This is a genomic window from Nostoc sp. DedQUE12b (assembly GCF_034530835.1).
Lineage (GTDB): Bacteria > Cyanobacteriota > Cyanobacteriia > Cyanobacteriales > Nostocaceae > Nostoc.
Genome location: NZ_JAVRCI010000124.1, coordinates 1 through 15,596 on the forward strand (window position 1 = coordinate 1; position 15,596 = coordinate 15,596).

The window sequence follows — 15,596 nt, forward strand, 5'->3', positions numbered from 1 at the left end:
TTCATTTGTAATTCTTCCTCATCCTCTGGCAATGCTTCTCGTTGCAGCGTGCTATTGTCCAGAGATTTCATTTGCAATTCTTCCTCATCCTCTGGCAATGCTTCTCGTTGCACTAAAGGCGTGATGGAATTCGCTAGAGGTTTCATCTGCAATTCTTCTGACTCTGGCAATGCAACTCGATGAATAGACTGGCGATTTACAGGTTGCGCCATTCTTTGCATTACCTGCTGTGCTACGCTATCAGCTTCCTGTTCGTATTTGTCTCCAGGCTGGCTAATTGAGAGTTTTGCTTGGGTACGCAGTGGTATGCGACTGATATCGTGAGTAAGTGGTTTATGGAATGGTTGTATTTCAGGAACTGCTTGGCGTGAAATTGCCGACGACTCCAAACCAAAGCCGCGTATCGGTTGTTTCAGGGATGGAATTGAGAAGCCTGTACTAGTTTTTTTCTGCCGGCTGATGTGTTCTCTCATTTTCTTCTCCAGATGCCCAAGCAGTAGCTAGATAAATATTTTGCTGTTACTAACATCTAGAGTACTGCGATCGCACTCACAACACAATTTATCGAAAGTATAAATTTTCTGTAACTCAATTTTATGGTATCGGGCGATGCCTGCGGCGGGCTGCGCCTACGCACTACGCCGACCGCAGAATGATAATGGTGGCGCATTGGATTCTAGGGGCGCAAGGTCTTGCGCCCTTACAATCCCCCAATTTGGCGGATAAATACTTGGGTGATAAATCTATGAATCGTTGAAAATTGCCAATCCTGGGGAATCTGACATAATTTATCAATAGGTAATGCTCATCCGCGTTGTCTAGGCGCGGATTCAATACGGTTCGGTTAAAGGGTAAAGGGTAAAGGTTTTGAATACATCCTTTCCCCTTTACCCGCAAACCCATTCCCCAGATCATAAGGAAAGTGAAAAATGCTTATCCGAACCGTATTGGGCGCGGATGAGCATCTTGTCCATCACAACAAACTAAGGTTAGATGTAGCTGTAGTTTTTGCCTGGTAAGCCTTTTTGACACCAACCCAGTTACTAGCAATTGGCATTCGCCAACCGGTTCCAAAGGCGCGATCGGTGATTTTTAAGCCGGGGGGTGCTTGTCGCCGTTTAAATTCAGCCCGCGCCACCATTTGAATTACTCTGTCTACAATCACCGCATCGTGACCGGCTGCAACAATTTGCGCTGCTGATTGGTGGTTGTGAATCAGGCGTTGCAAAATATCGTCCAAAACTTCGTAAGGCGGTAGAGAGTCTTGATCAACTTGGCCTGGTTTTAGTTCGGCGCTGGGTGCTTTAGTCAAGACGTTTTGCGGGATGATTTCATTATTGCGATTTAACCAATGGCAAAGTGAATACACACGGGTTTTAGGAACATCTGCAATCACTGCTAACCCGCCATTCATATCGCCGTAGAGAGTACAGTAACCAACTGCCATTTCTGACTTGTTACCAGTAGATAAAAGCAGATAGCCAAATTTATTAGCGATCGCCATTAATAAATTACCGCGAATCCGAGATTGTATATTTTCCTCAGCCAGTCCAAACTCAGTACCCGCAAACAATTCACCTAAAGTTTGATCGAAGCCTTGCATTAACTCGCCAATTGGTAAAAGATGAGTTTTAATCCCCAAATTTTCGGCTAATGCCACAGCATCACTAATCGAATGCTCAGAACTGTAAGGGGAAGGCATGAGAACACCGAGGACATTTTCTTTACCAAATGCAGCAGTTGCGATCGCAGCTACTATGGCAGAGTCAATCCCACCGCTTAAACCCAACACTACTTTAGAAAAACGACACTTACGAGCGTAATCTCGCACTCCTAAAACCAAAGCTTGCCAAATTTCTTCATCTTCTGATTGATATCCAGGTTCTACAGAACCTAATTGAAAATCCCGTTGCGCTTCGTCAAATTCAACAACTACTAAATCGGTATCAAAACCACGGGCACGACACATAACTTCACCTTGACGATTCAAGGCAAAACTCCGCCCATCAAAAATTAGGTCATCATTTCCGCCAACCTGATTAGCATAAATCATTGGTTGTTGAAAACGTATTGCACTATGCCTGAGCATAGTTTCACGAAACTGCTGTTTACCAACTGTGTAGGGCGAAGCAGACAAATTTACAATCAAATCTACACCCAAAATCGCTAAATCAGCAATCGGATTTACTGTATAACTACGTTTGCCCCAGAATTCCTCATCATTCCATAAATCTTCACAAATAGTTACGCCAATATCGATATTATCTAAAGTGAAATAATTAGCTTGCAAGCCTGGTTCAAAATAGCGGCGTTCATCAAATACATCGTAAGTAGGCAAAAGTCGCTTGTGAAAAACTTGTTGAACCTTGCTATTTTCTAACAAAGCCATACTGTTAAATAAAGTTTTACCGCCACTAATATGTGCTTTGATATTCGGTTCAACAGTTCCTACCAACACAGCTAAATTTGGTGGTAAATCCTCAGCCAAGTTTTGTAAAGTGATGCCCATCGCTTCCACAAAACTAGGATTTAGTAATAAATCTCTTGGTGGATAGCCACACAAAGAAAGTTCTGGTGTCAGCAACAAACGTACACCGCTAGATGCTGCTCGTTGTGCCGCCTCCAGGATTTTTTGGGCATTTAAAAGCAAATCACCAATAGTAGGATTAATTTGAGCGATCGCAATTTTCATATTATTTGTCATTTGTCATTGGTCATTTGTCATTTGTTAAGAGTCATAAGTTATACCAAGTTGCCAAAGTTAGTATTCTTTAGCGTCTAAGCTCTGCTGGACTAGCTTTCAAGCAAATAATACTATCTATCACAACTTGGTATTACTCTGGACTTAGGTGATTTCTGATGAAAAAAATACCGATGTTGACGAGTTTCGACAACTCTTGGAGACGCTACACGTAGCTTGCTTCCCCGCAGGGGTACGCTCAACTCTCAACTACTCAGTTGGTTGAGCGAACTTGTACTGAGCGAAGTCGAAGTAGTCGAAACCAACGGCTATGGTAATTTTATTACTAGAATTCACCTTAAGACTTTTAACTCTGGACTTTGGGTAGACATTGGTTAAATAAACACCAAAGGTTTATCTTTTAAGGGAGCAAAAGCTTCAGCGTCAAACTTATACAAACTAGCTGGACGACCAGCACCTCGTGATACCTTAATTCCGGTATCGCATAAAAAACCTAACTTCAGTAGACGCGCTCGAAAATTAGAATAATCGGAAAAGTTATCACCTAAAACTGTGGCGTATAACTGATATAAATCATTCAAGGTGAACATTTCTGGCAAGACTTCAAAAGCCACTGGGCTATACTCTAATTTATTTCGTAATCGCCTGTGTCCATAAGCCAGAATTTCGTTATGGTCAAAAGCTAATTGCGGCACTTGTTTTACCGGATACCAAGCTATGCCAGTCATGCGATCGGCAATCAATTCGGCTTCCTCAAATCGCACTAGGGCAAAGTAACTAACTGATAAATAACGCACACCATAACTATCAGTTGCTTCCCGTGGATCGCGATTCGGCCCGCCAAATGTATACAGCTGTTCTAAATAGAGATTGTTAACCTTAATTTTCTCCGCCATAATGCGATAGGCGGCATCTTCTAAAGACTCTCCTGGACGTACCAAAGTACCGGGAAGACTCCAATGATTTAAAAATGGTTCTTGCTGTCGCATTACGAGTAGAACTAACAGCCGATTTTGTACAGTATCTACAGAAAAAATTACATTATCAACACCAACCTTGAAATCGGCCAAAGGTTGTTGGTTTAACGGAGTTGGTATCTTTTTTGTTGAACGTCCTGGCATTCGTACAAATGCTCTTGATTAATATAGGCAACTACAGGGGCTGTGAGGGCTTGGGGATCTCTATGTTCACGGTACGCTGTTGAGGAAACATCTAGACCGGTTAGACTAGCGATCGCAATTTTCCCTCCCAGCTTTTGCACTACCTCTGAACTAGATTCATCTATTACATATCCGGGTCGCGGTACAATCAGTAGTTGCACTTCCTGTAACAAATCTTCAATGCGATACCAACGTGGTAGCTGACTCAGTAAATCTGAACCAATAATCATCGTCAATTGGGCGTCTTCACCCCAAGTAAGCTTGGCTTTTTCCACTGTTTCCAGCGTTCTGAAGCTACTCAATTCTTGTTCCAAAGCAATATTGTGCCGTGGCGTGTCTATATCCGCAATCAACAATCGCAACATTGCCGCCCGATGTTCTAAGGGTGTTTGATGGGACTTAAATGGATTATCTGCTGCCCAAACCGCTACCCAATCATAACGCTCAGATAACCAACTCAGAATTTTTTGATGTCCCGCAGTTGGTGGATCGGCACTAGTACCAAACAAAGCAATTTTCATCATCTTACTTTGCATCCTTCTCTACGAGACGCTGCGCGATTGCTGTTCGCTTCTTAGCTTCCTCTGTCAACTGTTGCAGTGCGGCAGAAATTTCCACCTGCACCCCTACAGGACGATCCAAACGCCGTATTTCTTGTGGCAAACTCGCAACTGAGACAGCAGTACGCTGACGAATTGTTGCCAACGATTCCAAAGGCTGCACCCGTTCACCTTGTTGGACTACTAACTGCAACAAAGGTTCTTCTTCTAAAGCAATTTCACCTAAGAGTCCCAACCTGTCTGCTTTTACCTTACCTCCCGTAAATGAACGAAAAATTTGCTTACGCCCTGGATAAGTAACTTTACCACTAGACTGCTTCATCACAGGGATGCCATCAATGTCTACAAGTTTATAAACTCCATTGACAGGCGAACCTGTAACTAGTCGCGTTCCCAACCCGTAACCATCAATTTCGGCCCCAGCAGCTTTTAATCTAGCAATTTCCCACTCATCCAAATCACCACTAGCAAAAATTGGCACACCGGGAAGGAGCGATCGCACCTGTTTTGATAAGGTAACTAAATCTCCTGAGTCCAATCTCACTCCTGTTAGTTGCATTTCCCCAGAATTTACTTTTTCGGCCAAGCGCCCAGCAGCAGCAATGGTATCGTAAGTATCAATCAGCAATGGCGCACCCGGAAAATAGCGATGAAATGCACTAAAAGCTTGTTCTTCAGTGCCTTCTATTGCTGACAATGCCATCACCAAGGCGTGTGCCATCGTACCACTTGGCTGTTGTCCCAGTTGTAGCGCTGCTAACACATTGGAAGTGGAATCTAACCCACCCGCCAACGCCGCCCGTGCTGCCCACAAAGACCCCTGCGGACTAAATGCCCGTCTGGTGCCAAATTCTAAAAGTGTTGCTGATTCTCCCGCTACATCCCGCAACCGGGCTGCTTTTGTGGCAATCAAAGTCTGGTAATTAATCGTATTCAGGAGGTAAGTTTCCACTAGTTGCGCTTGCCAAAGTGGTGCTTCCACCCGCAACAGTGGTTGATTGGCAAACACAGCAGTCCCTTCTGGTACTGCCCAAACATCGCCCGTAAACTTTCCCTCAGCTAAAAGTGACCAAAAGCGATCGCCTGCGTGAGCAAAAATTCCCGTTGCTTGTAATGCCGCAATTTGCGCGGAACTAAAGCGGATTTTGGCTAAATATTCTAATGCCTGTGTCAGCCCCATTGCAATTAAATAACCAAAACCCTCTGGCAACCGTCTGACGGACAATTCAAAGCTTGCCCGTCGTTGTTCTATACCAACGCCAGTGTAACAAGCTGCCATCGTCAACTGGTAAAGGTCGGTCAGCAAGCTGTAGTCATCGGCAGAAAGGTTCAGTTCCTGGTTCTGCTGGCTTTGCTGTTTATATACATAGTCCAAATCTGGCAAAGTTGTCATGCAAGAGCTTCCTTACAAGATGCTTCTTTTATTTATGGTAATATTTACCATAAATAATGTCAACTCCTGACAAGTATATTGTCTGAGATTGCCGTATACCAGTAGATTTATCGGTAGCTTAATCTTAACTTCATCAAAAACTTAATATTTTTTAATAGTAATAACTAGCAATAATGTTGATTAGATCGGGTGGCTAATAAAGGAAAATAATATCCTGTCAGATAAAGTTTGTTTTGCTTCGCTCTTTTCCAAAATCGGTTGAAAAAACAACTATGTTACAATTAAAATCAAAGAGAAAAGTTTGATTTTTTGACAAGCTAAAGTATTGCGAAGTTATCTAAATAAACATTGCATATATTCTCAATATATTGAGAATATGAGCAAGCTTTGAGTATTAGGATTAGAGTATAAGCATCACCATTAAAGCGACTCAAAAAGAAGGAGTCCAATATTATGGATATTTCCAAAATCATTGCGAACATAACCCAGTATATTTCTGAAGCTGCAATGCGGATTTTTGGTCCTACGGATGATGCTTATCCTGCTGTTGGCATACAACCTTTTACAGGTGAGCCTTACGATGAAGATACAGATGATAATTGGTAGGTGCCGATACGGCATTGATAAATAGGAGTCAAAATTCAGAATTCAAACGAGGGCAATTACTGGGGAGTTTAGGCAAACCATATATAGCTGAGTGCTGAGTGCTGAGTGCTGAGTGCTGAGTGTTGAGTGCTGAGTGCTGAGTAAAAATCCAGTTTTTTCAAGACTTTGAGCAATCAACACTGTCCTAATCTGCGTGACTACGGCTATAATTGAAAACCACGAAATTGTAGATTGAGCTTCGTAATTAAACCCCTTTATTTAAAAGTAGTGGCGTATTAGAATACGTCACTATCCAATTCCTTCTGCATTCTGGCTCCTGATGAATAGATAGGTTGCAACAATCATATAATTATTTAGGCCTTGTGTGGGCACGGTTGCTTCTATCTCAATTAATTCACCATCAATTAGTTCATAGCGATCGCACTCACTGTAATGGTTAATAAATTCATCAACGGTTAGGAATTTTGGGGCTGATTGAACCATTGTGATTATTCCCAAGAATCGTAGAGTGTGTGTAAGTTTTAATATAATTCAACCCACTAAGATAAAGGCGTGAGTTTTTTCTCACGCCTTTTTATTTAAACTTTTTGATCGCCGATTGCTAAGAGTTCCAGAATCGCTCCATTTGTCCAGCCGAAACCAACTTCGTTAGAACTATATCCAAAGGAGATTTCGTCGGAAACGTTGGCAGAACAGCGTTCAACATCATATTTCTCAACTAGGGTATTGTGACGCTCGAATTCTTTAACTACCATAGCCAGGAATTTATTGGCAATGCGATCGCCTTCTGTATGATACCCATAGCGGTGAAGTCCCTGGACAGCAACTAATGTCAATGGTGCCCAGCCAAAGGGAGCATCCCACTGGTTGCCGGTGACACGAGTACTGGTAAAAATTCCGCCTGGGGCTTCAAATAAAGAGAGATTTTCTACGACACGCTTGGCTTGGGTTGGAGAAGCAATTCCCAGCCACAGGGGATAGAACGTGGTAGCAAATTCGTAGCGGCGGCGTTCTCCACCCTGGAAATGATAGTCGAAATACAGTCCCTGTTCTTCATCCCAGAGACACTTATCGATGCGATCGCGGCGGATATTCGCACGATCGCGCCATTGCCGTTCTAGTTCTTCATTCCCAAAAATATTGTGGATTTGTCCCAAGTCTTGTTCTACTTGATACAGCAAACTATTGAGGCACACAGGAGCATAGTGGAGGATATCAGCACTGAAAGGGCCAAATCGATTGGTGATATCAAAACCAGACTCGCGCATGGTGCGATCGCCTTTGTAAAATAAGTGCGTCAGTTCGTCTTTTTCTCGGTTGTAGTAAAGACTAACGTCATAATCCTCAACCTCATAGGTTTGGTAATATTCCTTGACGCGATCGTAGTGGCTTTTTCCCTCTTCATCCCGCTCGGAAAACAAAACTTCTGGCGCTGGGCCTTCCCCAAAGGCATAGAATCTAGACAAGCCTGTTGCAGGATTCAGGTGAGGCGGTACTACCCAGTAATAATAAAACTGTTCTAGGATCGGTATGGTTAACTTTAACCACTCTTCATCCTGGGTGTGCTGGAATAGCGCCAAAACCATCATACTGAGGACAGGGGGCTGCGATCGCGACAGCATATAAGTCCGGTTGGCATTGAGGATCGTGCCGTAATGTCGCACTTGGTACAATAACTGATCTACTTGGCTTTGCGCTAGCTCCAATTCTCCATCGTGCAAAAGTCCTAGTAATATAAAGTAGCTGTCCCAGCCATACATTTCGTTGAAACGGCCACCTGGTACGAGATAAGGCCCTGGTAGGTATAGTAACCCATGCTCTTTAATTGCCTCCGCTTCAGTTGGCAAAGTGCGAATTTGCAGCCGTTGCATATCTTTGGAAGATAGCGATCGCTCTAACACAGTCTGAATGTTGGGACAATCTTCTGAGGGTGAAATGTAGACTATCCAAGGAGTGTCGCTTTTGTGGTCTAGTTTGGTATCCTTTGCAGATTGTAATAAGTGTTCGTGCGATCGCGTTAAGGTTTTCCAGGTTTTTTTGATGTGGAGGCGCACAGCGTCTATCTGCGCGGTGGTCAGTGCTAGGGTCATAATTCTGAATTGTTTTTTCAACGCAAAAAAGAGGCAGCGCGGTCTTCTCCCAAAGGGAGAGGCTAGCGCCAAGGGGGTTTCCCCCATCAGCGACTGCCGTCGCAAAGGGAAGCGCAGAGGAACGCTGAGGTTTTATAAGGTTCTCTCTGCGTGGGATTGATTTTTGTTTTTACTCGATAGTGCTAATTAAGAGGGCAACTGGGAAATGGGTGAGGGCTGTTGCGATTGATAGGGTTTCTGTAGCTTGTAAGGGTTGCTGAGTTAGGACGTTTTTCCAGGTGGAGGAAGTTCCGGGGGGTAGTTGCAGGTGTGTATCTCGCCAAACTGATTCGCCCAAGGGGTTTTCTCCTGGCTGGATGAGGCTGGTTAAAAAGCGGGGTGCGATCGCGATCGCTGTTTGATTTCCCTCGCGCCGTGCAAAGGCGATAATGTGATTGGCGTAGGTTCCTTGAACTTCTAACGGTAAATAATCGCCGTCCTGGAATAATGAGACATAGTTTGTTCTGGCTTGGAGTAATTGAGCCGTTAAAAACAGTTTGATTCTACCGTCTGTTTTGTCGTTTAGTAACTCCTGAATCAGTCCGAGAATGTCTGTTTTTACCTGTTCACGGATGGCGCTTAAGTAAGTACGTCGCTGTTCAAAATCCACGGGACGACGATTGTCTGGATCAACTAGACTTAGTTCCCAAAGTTCTGTTCCTTGGTATACATCTGGTACGCCAGGGGCGGTAATCTTCAGTAGAGTTTGGGAAAGGGAATTGAAGATACCATACTCTGCAATTCGCCCTTGAAAGGGACGAAAGGCTTCTAGAAATTCCCCGGAGAGGGAAGGATCGAGTACTTTCTCAATAAAGGAGGTACAAGCTTCTTCATACTCGCTATCAGGTCGTAACCAGGCTGTATGCACCTTTGCTTCTCGGATTGCCTTTATTATATAATCCTTCACTCGTTCTACAAAGGATGCATGTTCATGTTCGGCAAAAGGAAACGCCCCTACTAAGGTTTGATAGAGAAAATACTCATCGTTGCGATCGGGTATAGCGAAGCCGTGGCGATCGCTACGATGTCCTCGATTAATCGCACTCCAGGTATTTACCTGCTGATCCCATTCATCGGGAATTTCTGAGAGGACATTCAATCTGGCCCGCACATCTTCGCCGCGCTTGGTGTCGTGGGTGGCTGTGGTGTTCATTGTGTGAGGCCAGGTTTCTTGATGCTGTTTGTTAAAGGCATGAAATTTTGCTAGGTCGATGCCAAAATGACCAGGATTTCCCCCGACTTCATTCAGTGACAGCAACCGATTGTAAACATATAATGTGGTGTCTTCTACGCCTTTGGCCATTAACGGCCCACTGTATTGCTGCATCCGTAAGACAAAATATATCCACTGTTCGCGTTCTGTTTGAGTCAGAGAATTATCAAACTCTAACAGCATTAACTTTTCAATAAAGGTCAGTTCGTTCTGCAATAGGGGCGTTTGTTCTTTGGCTTGATCAATTACTTCTTGAATGGTAGCGCGATCGCTTTCTCCAATTCCATCAGGCGTAATGTAGGTGCGGTAAATCGGGAACAGTGTCAAAACTTCGGCGATCGCTCTTTTTAATCCATTCAGTGTAAAATCATTGCCATAGCGATATTTGCTGGAAACGTTCTTTAACAAAAGTGCCAAATTGTCAATATCACCTGCTAAATTCTTTTCCAAAATCAGGTGTTTTTTATCCTTGACTACCGAGGCATAATCTACTCTGGAACTAATAAAGTTCTGGTAAACTTTCTCGAAGGATGATTCATTTTCTGTTTGACAAAATACGCCATTTACATAGTTGAGAAAGTCATATCCAGACGTTCCTTCAATTCCCCAGTTTTCCGGCAATTCTTCGGTGAGTTCTAAAATCTTCTCGACGGTGATATAAACATCTCCCATCTTTTCCCGCAGCCTTTCTATATACTGGATTGGGTTATAAAGTCCATCAATATGGTCAATCCTTAAACCTGTAAATTTGCCTTCTTCAACCAGTTTCTGAATTAGGCTGTGGGTATTATTAAAAACCCGCACTTCTTCAACTTTAACGGAAATCAGTTCATTGACAGTAAAGAAACGGCGGTAGTTCATTTCCTCCGCGCCAACTTTCCAGAAGGCAAGGCGGTAAAATTGCTCATTCAGTAATTCATCTAGGAGATTAAAACTTTCTGAATTACCTGGTTCTCCATTAAAAGTTTTGATATTCTCGTCAATGAATTCGCGGATGGTGTCGTTTGTGGTGTAGAGTTCCCAAAGCAATCCTTTAATAAATGCAATTTGGTCTTGTCGCTGTTTTCCTGCAACTTCTGAGGGCACACTTTTGAGAATGTAGAGAATCCCCAATAGCTTAATAAAATCGGGATGATTGCGTCCCAGTGTACGGGTGAGTTTACCTAAATTATGGGTGATAAATTTTGTGTAAGATTCTAACCGCAGTGGCAGTTTTAAGCTGTAATAATTGACGGTTAAACCGTTTTGTTCGTATTGCAGTTGAATGTGTCCGTTTTCTAGGGATGTACCATAGAAATCTCCTAAGAGAGGAGCGAGAATTCGCGCTTGGCGATCGCCAAAGGGAGCATTCCAAGAAAGATCGAAGTAGTCGGTATAGCTGGAATCTGGGCCGTGTTCCAATACGTCCATCAAGTAATCGTTTTCGCTGCTATAGGCCATGTGGTTGGGCACAATATCTTGTAACCAGCCCATACCAAGGGATTGGATTTCACTAACTAATTCATCAAATGATTCATTAGTTCCCAGTTCTGGGTTAAGTTGAGTGGCATCTACTATATCGTAGCCGTGTGTACTCCCGGATCGTGCTTTGAAAATGGGGGAAGCATATAAATCGGAAATACCTAAATCTGCTAAATAAGCTGCGATCGCTTTGGCGTTGTCAAAGCCAAACTGAGGTGTAAATTGGATTCGATAAGTGGCGGTAGGAATTCGCATATTTTTTTAGTAGGGAGTGGGGAATAAGGGGGATGTAGCTTTAGCTTCCCGCAGGGTGGAAGATGAGGTTTTGAGGGTAAACGCTGAACATTTTAGAGGATGTTTGAAAAGTTCTCTTTTCGGTAGTAAAAGGGTATTACCCCCCTTAATCCCCCCTTGTAAAGGGGGGAAACAAGAAATCTAGTTCCCTCCCCTTTACAAGGGGAGGGTTAGGGTGGGGTAAATTTTCAGGGAGATGAATAAGTGCCTTTAAGCCTTTATGTTTGAACCTTAAGCCTTTATGCTCAAACCTTAAGCCTTTATGCTCAAACCTTAAGCCTTTATGCTCAAACATTAAGCCTTTATGCTCAAACATTAAGCCTTTATGCTCGAACGTTGAAGTTATAAGGCTGAAAGTTTAAGTTCTAACTCTCCCCCTCATGCTTTTTCATAGAGTACTAAACTAGTAGGTTGCAATTTCACTTCTTCGCCCACAGACAAATGTTCAGCAGCTTCAGAACCATGCCCAGACCATGAGGTATCAGCAGAGTCCAACAATTTATTCGCATTTTGCTCAAACGGCAGAGTCACTGTCACTGGAGACGAATTGAAATTCATCACAAATATTATTTCACTTGATTCGCACCAACGCCGCACGATCACCAATTCCTTCTCTTCATCGCTAGTTGCTTCGATGAAATTGCGGTCTTGGTTGAGAAGTGCTGGATGTGTCTTCCGTAAATTAATTAACTGACGATACCAATCCCAGAGAACTTTGTGCTTTCCTTGATTGCGTAATTCCCAATTTAGTTTAGACTTGAGGAAAGTTTCTGCCGATTCGGGATCTGGGGGATCATCTGCATAGTGAAATGCTTCAAATTCTTCTTTGCGTCCGGCTCGAACTGCTTGAATCAAATCGGGATCGGAGTGACTGACAAAGTAAATGAAGGGTGCAGTTTCGCCGTATTCTTCTCCCATAAATAACAGGGGTAAGTTAGGCGATAGCAGCACAGCGCCAGCGGCTAACTTTAATCCTTCAAAAGAGATCCGCTGGCTAAGGCGTTCTCCTTTCATTTGATTGCCGATTTGATCGTGATTCTGAATGCAGATTGTAAACTGTGATAAAGGGCGATCGCGGCAAGATACGCCATGAAATCTCTTGCGGTGTGGTGCGTACTTCCAATCGTAGACAAAAGTATCACTATAAGCTTTTGCCAAATCAGCACATTTCCCAAAATCTTGATAATATCCTTGGCGATCGCCTGTCAACAGTGTATGCAATGCGTGGTGAAAATCATCACTCCACTGAGCATCGAGTCCATATCCACCCAATTCTGCCGGACGAATTATTCGCGGATTATTCATATCGCTTTCGGCTATCAGATGGCGTTTCCATCTTTGCCCTTGTTGTGAGAAATGATGAACTGCTTCCGCCAATTCCCACAAAAAATGCTTCGCTCCCAAGTCATAAATTGCTTGAATGGCATCCAGGCGCAATGCATCAATGTGGAATTCGCCCAACCAGTAAAGCGCATTTTCAATAAAATAATTTCGCACGCCCTGACTATGGGCATCGTCGAAATTCATCGCTTCGCCCCACGGCGTTTTATAGGTTTTAGTAAAGTAGGGCGCGAACTGACTCATATAATTGCCTTCCGGCCCAAAGTGGTTATACACCACATCCAGCACAACGGCGATGTTATTTTGATGGCAAGCATTTACCAGTTGCTTGAGTTCGGCTGGACTACCGTAGGAATTTTGGACAGCATAAGGATAAACGCCATCATAGCCCCAGTTGCGATATGCCAGAGATGCTTCAATATGAGTGTCTCCCGGAACCTGGGAGATGGGCATGATTTCAATGGCGTTAATTCCCAGTTCTCTCAGTTCTGGTAAACGGGGAATGATGGCGGTAAAAGTTCCTTCCGGCGTGAATGTCCCAACATGAACTTCGTAGAAAATCATTGATTCCACAGGAATCCCAGTCCACCCTTCATCAGTCCACTCAAAATCATGATCGACAATTTGCGACGGCCCATGCACCCCTTCCGGTTGATACTGCGACGCCGGATCGGCAAAGTTGTCTTGGCCATTCAAGACATACCGATAAAGCGTACCCGGATACACATCGTTGACTTTCGTGTGCCAGTATCCCTCAGATTGAGTCTTGAGGGGAATTAACTGCTGTTCTGGCGTCAAAATTTTTACCGTGACGCTATCTAATAGCGGAGACCAAACTGTAAATTCACACTCTCCGTTGCCCAAGTAGTTAGCACCAATTTTCACGCAGTATCCTCCCATCAGTTCCAGTTTGTTGTGCCGAATTATGGCGCGATTGCAAATGTCATTGATTGCACAATATTTACAAACACGCCAGATAGCATAATGGTTGGTCTACCAGAGTTTTTGCTAGCATCTGGAGGCGGATTTTTGACCAGAATAAATTCAGTCTAATGACAAATGTGGGAGAAATGACGGAGAAAAAACCGGACATTCGTAGGGTAGCACGGCTGTTCACTCCTACGGCTTGCAGCTACCATCCACACAGTATGCCGATTGATATGTATTAGAACGCTTACCAAATATGGTGTAGCGGTTATCGCGGATTTGTTCGTAAAAGCGATCGCCTGCCCATTTCACCCCCGGCAATGCTCGATAAGCGTCTACAAATATACTTCCTGCTGGCAATAAGCGCCCAATTTCTTCTGCGGCGTTACTACCTTGCCAACGTCTTTGAGGTTGATTGCCATCAATTAAAATCATTCCCTGTTCGCAATCTTGGGCTGAAATTCCCCACTGTAAAAGTGTTTGCTCATCTTGCATAGGACTGTAGCGAAACAACTTTCCTTGGTCTAAGGTTTCTAGCAATTGCACTAGGGTAACGCAGAGATTACAATTTCCGTCGTAGATTACGTAATAATTCATAAAAATAATGGCTCATTTGGCAATTGAATTGTCGGATGTGTCTAAAACACAGCTTTGGTATTCTAGCTTAGAAAACTGTAGCGATCGCTCCTACCTTACCGAAACCAATCTCCAGTTCAAATATGCATAATGTCATCTAGCTTAAGTTGTAAATTTGGCAAGACATCAGAAGAAATATTATCTCCTAAACGATATTGTTGTTGCTGGTACACACCATTCACTAACTGACAAACGGTAAAGGTTGGTTGTTTGGGATTGCCGATAAACTGCAAGCCACCCAAGCCACGAAAATCCACAATCCAATATTGTGGGATGTTAAGAAAAGCGTATTCTTCCACTTTTCTTGCATAATCGTCTTGCCAATTAGTACTCACAACTTCAGCAACAAGCTTAATAGTACTGCCGTTACAAATAATCGGTTCTTTTTGCCAAAGCGGTTCTTTACTAAGTTCGGCTTTATCTAAAACAATTACATCAGGACGCAGTGCTGTCGCTTCAGCCGCAGGTGGTTTTATCAGACAAGTTTTTGGAACTAGCCAGTTGAAATTAGAATTAAAAATTTCGACATAGATTCTACCTGCAATACTACCTGCAATAGCTTCGTGTGGCCCTGTAGGTTCCATGTCTCTTAATTGCCCGTCGATTAATTCGTAGCGTGTATTGTCACCATATTGGGCGATAAATTCCTCAAAGGTAAGTAGCTTGGGCGAGGTGTAGGTCATTATGTTTTGACTTGACGTAGGCTTATTGTAACGAAAGTATTATCAAGCAAAACTACCATGAGGCGGCGAATTAATTGCGTAAGCATAGCCCGCACTTCTCTACGTTCGCGCAGCGTGTCGCAGACAGACGCTCCGCGTAGCTTGCTTCCCCGGAGGGGTACGACAAAGCTACTTCTCTGCGAGAGGCTGCGCCAACGACTGCGCTCAGTACAAGTCAGTGACCACCGCAGGCATCGCTCTTGTCTAACTAAACCAGTGCGAAGTAAAACGAGGCTGTATTAACGTAACAGGTCGATGTATTAACATAACAAGTCGATGCATTAACATAACGGGTCGATGCATTAACATAACGGGTCGATGCATTAACATAACAGGTCGATGTATTAACATAACAGGTCGATGCATTAACATAACGGGTCGATGCATTAACATAACAGGTCGATGCATTAACATAACGGGTCGATGCATTAACATAACGGGTCGATGCATTAA

The 15,596-nt window shown here is 43.5% G+C and carries 14 protein-coding genes; 3 read left to right on the forward strand and 11 right to left on the reverse strand.

Going from position 1 to position 15,596, the window contains the following annotated elements; all coding sequences use genetic code 11:
- On the reverse strand, window positions 1-473 hold a 473-nt coding region (locus tag RMY16_RS31450; RefSeq protein WP_322739665.1), incomplete at its 3' end, for a hypothetical protein.
- 500 nt (window positions 474-973) lie between these two features.
- On the reverse strand, window positions 974-2,692 hold the full coding sequence (locus RMY16_RS31455) for an NAD+ synthase (protein ID WP_322739285.1): 1,719 nt from the start codon (window positions 2,690-2,692) through the stop codon (window positions 974-976).
- Window positions 2,693-2,917: 225 nt separating this feature from the next.
- On the opposite strand from RMY16_RS31455, the gene RMY16_RS31460 reads away from it, so the two are divergent.
- Window positions 2,918-3,079, forward strand: a complete 162-nt coding sequence (locus tag RMY16_RS31460; protein ID WP_322739277.1) for a hypothetical protein — start codon at window positions 2,918-2,920, stop codon at window positions 3,077-3,079.
- Here RMY16_RS31460 and RMY16_RS31465 read toward each other — a convergent pair.
- From RMY16_RS31465 to RMY16_RS31475, 3 genes are read right to left on the reverse strand one after another with little or no spacing between them, the layout of a single operon-like run.
- A complete protein-coding gene (locus RMY16_RS31465; protein WP_322665002.1) occupies window positions 3,076-3,822 on the reverse strand; it encodes an NUDIX hydrolase in 747 nt (248 codons plus the stop codon). The genes RMY16_RS31460 and RMY16_RS31465 overlap by 4 nt on opposite strands.
- Window positions 3,783-4,382 carry a nicotinate-nucleotide adenylyltransferase gene (locus RMY16_RS31470; RefSeq protein ID WP_322739284.1) on the reverse strand — a complete coding sequence of 200 codons (600 nt, stop codon included), beginning with the start codon at window positions 4,380-4,382 and terminating at the stop codon, window positions 3,783-3,785. The genes RMY16_RS31465 and RMY16_RS31470 overlap by 40 nt, the downstream gene beginning before the upstream one ends.
- A gap of 4 nt (window positions 4,383-4,386) precedes the next feature.
- Window positions 4,387-5,814: a nicotinate phosphoribosyltransferase gene (locus RMY16_RS31475; protein ID WP_322739276.1), complete on the reverse strand. Its 1,428-nt coding sequence runs from the start codon at window positions 5,812-5,814 to the stop codon at window positions 4,387-4,389.
- A 453-nt stretch (window positions 5,815-6,267) separates the two neighbouring features.
- On the opposite strand from RMY16_RS31475, the gene RMY16_RS31480 reads away from it, so the two are divergent.
- Window positions 6,268-6,420: a hypothetical protein gene (locus RMY16_RS31480; RefSeq protein ID WP_322665006.1), complete on the forward strand. Its 153-nt coding sequence runs from the start codon at window positions 6,268-6,270 to the stop codon at window positions 6,418-6,420.
- Between the two features lie 288 nt (window positions 6,421-6,708).
- On the opposite strand, the gene RMY16_RS31485 is transcribed toward RMY16_RS31480, so the two are convergent.
- The 5 genes from RMY16_RS31485 to RMY16_RS31505 all read right to left on the reverse strand — a co-directional run bounded on the left by RMY16_RS31485 (window position 6,709) and on the right by RMY16_RS31505 (window position 14,382).
- Window positions 6,709-6,903, reverse strand: a complete 195-nt coding sequence (locus RMY16_RS31485) for a hypothetical protein (protein WP_322739275.1) — start codon at window positions 6,901-6,903, stop codon at window positions 6,709-6,711.
- A gap of 95 nt (window positions 6,904-6,998) precedes the next feature.
- A complete protein-coding gene (locus RMY16_RS31490) occupies window positions 6,999-8,510 on the reverse strand; it encodes a trehalase family glycosidase (RefSeq protein ID WP_322739274.1) in 1,512 nt (503 codons plus the stop codon).
- Between the two features lie 169 nt (window positions 8,511-8,679).
- Window positions 8,680-11,478, reverse strand: coding sequence for a malto-oligosyltrehalose synthase (gene treY / locus RMY16_RS31495; protein WP_322739273.1), 2,799 nt, complete (start codon window positions 11,476-11,478; stop codon window positions 8,680-8,682).
- Window positions 11,479-11,895: 417 nt separating this feature from the next.
- A complete protein-coding gene (gene treZ, locus RMY16_RS31500; protein WP_322739272.1) occupies window positions 11,896-13,743 on the reverse strand; it encodes a malto-oligosyltrehalose trehalohydrolase in 1,848 nt (615 codons plus the stop codon).
- A gap of 234 nt (window positions 13,744-13,977) precedes the next feature.
- Window positions 13,978-14,382: a thiol-disulfide oxidoreductase DCC family protein gene (locus tag RMY16_RS31505; protein WP_322739271.1), complete on the reverse strand. Its 405-nt coding sequence runs from the start codon at window positions 14,380-14,382 to the stop codon at window positions 13,978-13,980.
- 7 nt (window positions 14,383-14,389) lie between these two features.
- On the opposite strand from RMY16_RS31505, the gene RMY16_RS31510 reads away from it, so the two are divergent.
- Entirely contained in the window at window positions 14,390-14,512 is a 123-nt protein-coding gene (locus tag RMY16_RS31510) for a hypothetical protein (protein WP_322739270.1), read from the forward strand.
- Here the strand turns inward: RMY16_RS31510 and RMY16_RS31515 are convergent.
- On the reverse strand, window positions 14,499-15,104 hold the full coding sequence (locus RMY16_RS31515) for a Uma2 family endonuclease (RefSeq protein WP_322739269.1): 606 nt from the start codon (window positions 15,102-15,104) through the stop codon (window positions 14,499-14,501). The genes RMY16_RS31510 and RMY16_RS31515 overlap by 14 nt on opposite strands.
- Between the last annotated feature and the right edge of the window lie 492 nt (window positions 15,105-15,596).

Bases quoted from the DNA above. Each gene is read 5' to 3' on its own strand.
- RMY16_RS31455 (WP_322739285.1), bottom strand. From the start codon at position 2,692: ATGAAAATTGCGATCGCTCAAATTAATCCTACTATTGGTGATTTGCTT.
- RMY16_RS31465 (WP_322665002.1), bottom strand. From the start codon at position 3,822: ATGCCAGGACGTTCAACAAAAAAGATACCAACTCCGTTAAACCAACAA.
- RMY16_RS31505 (WP_322739271.1), bottom strand. From the start codon at position 14,382: ATGAATTATTACGTAATCTACGACGGAAATTGTAATCTCTGCGTTACC.
- RMY16_RS31510 (WP_322739270.1), top strand. From the start codon at position 14,390: ATGGCTCATTTGGCAATTGAATTGTCGGATGTGTCTAAAACACAGCTT.
- treY (WP_322739273.1), bottom strand. From the start codon at position 11,478: ATGCGAATTCCTACCGCCACTTATCGAATCCAATTTACACCTCAGTTT.
- RMY16_RS31475 (WP_322739276.1), bottom strand. From the start codon at position 5,814: ATGACAACTTTGCCAGATTTGGACTATGTATATAAACAGCAAAGCCAG.
- RMY16_RS31490 (WP_322739274.1), bottom strand. From the start codon at position 8,510: ATGACCCTAGCACTGACCACCGCGCAGATAGACGCTGTGCGCCTCCAC.
- RMY16_RS31470 (WP_322739284.1), bottom strand. From the start codon at position 4,382: ATGAAAATTGCTTTGTTTGGTACTAGTGCCGATCCACCAACTGCGGGA.
- RMY16_RS31480 (WP_322665006.1), top strand. From the start codon at position 6,268: ATGGATATTTCCAAAATCATTGCGAACATAACCCAGTATATTTCTGAA.
- RMY16_RS31485 (WP_322739275.1), bottom strand. From the start codon at position 6,903: ATGGTTCAATCAGCCCCAAAATTCCTAACCGTTGATGAATTTATTAAC.
- RMY16_RS31515 (WP_322739269.1), bottom strand. From the start codon at position 15,104: ATGACCTACACCTCGCCCAAGCTACTTACCTTTGAGGAATTTATCGCC.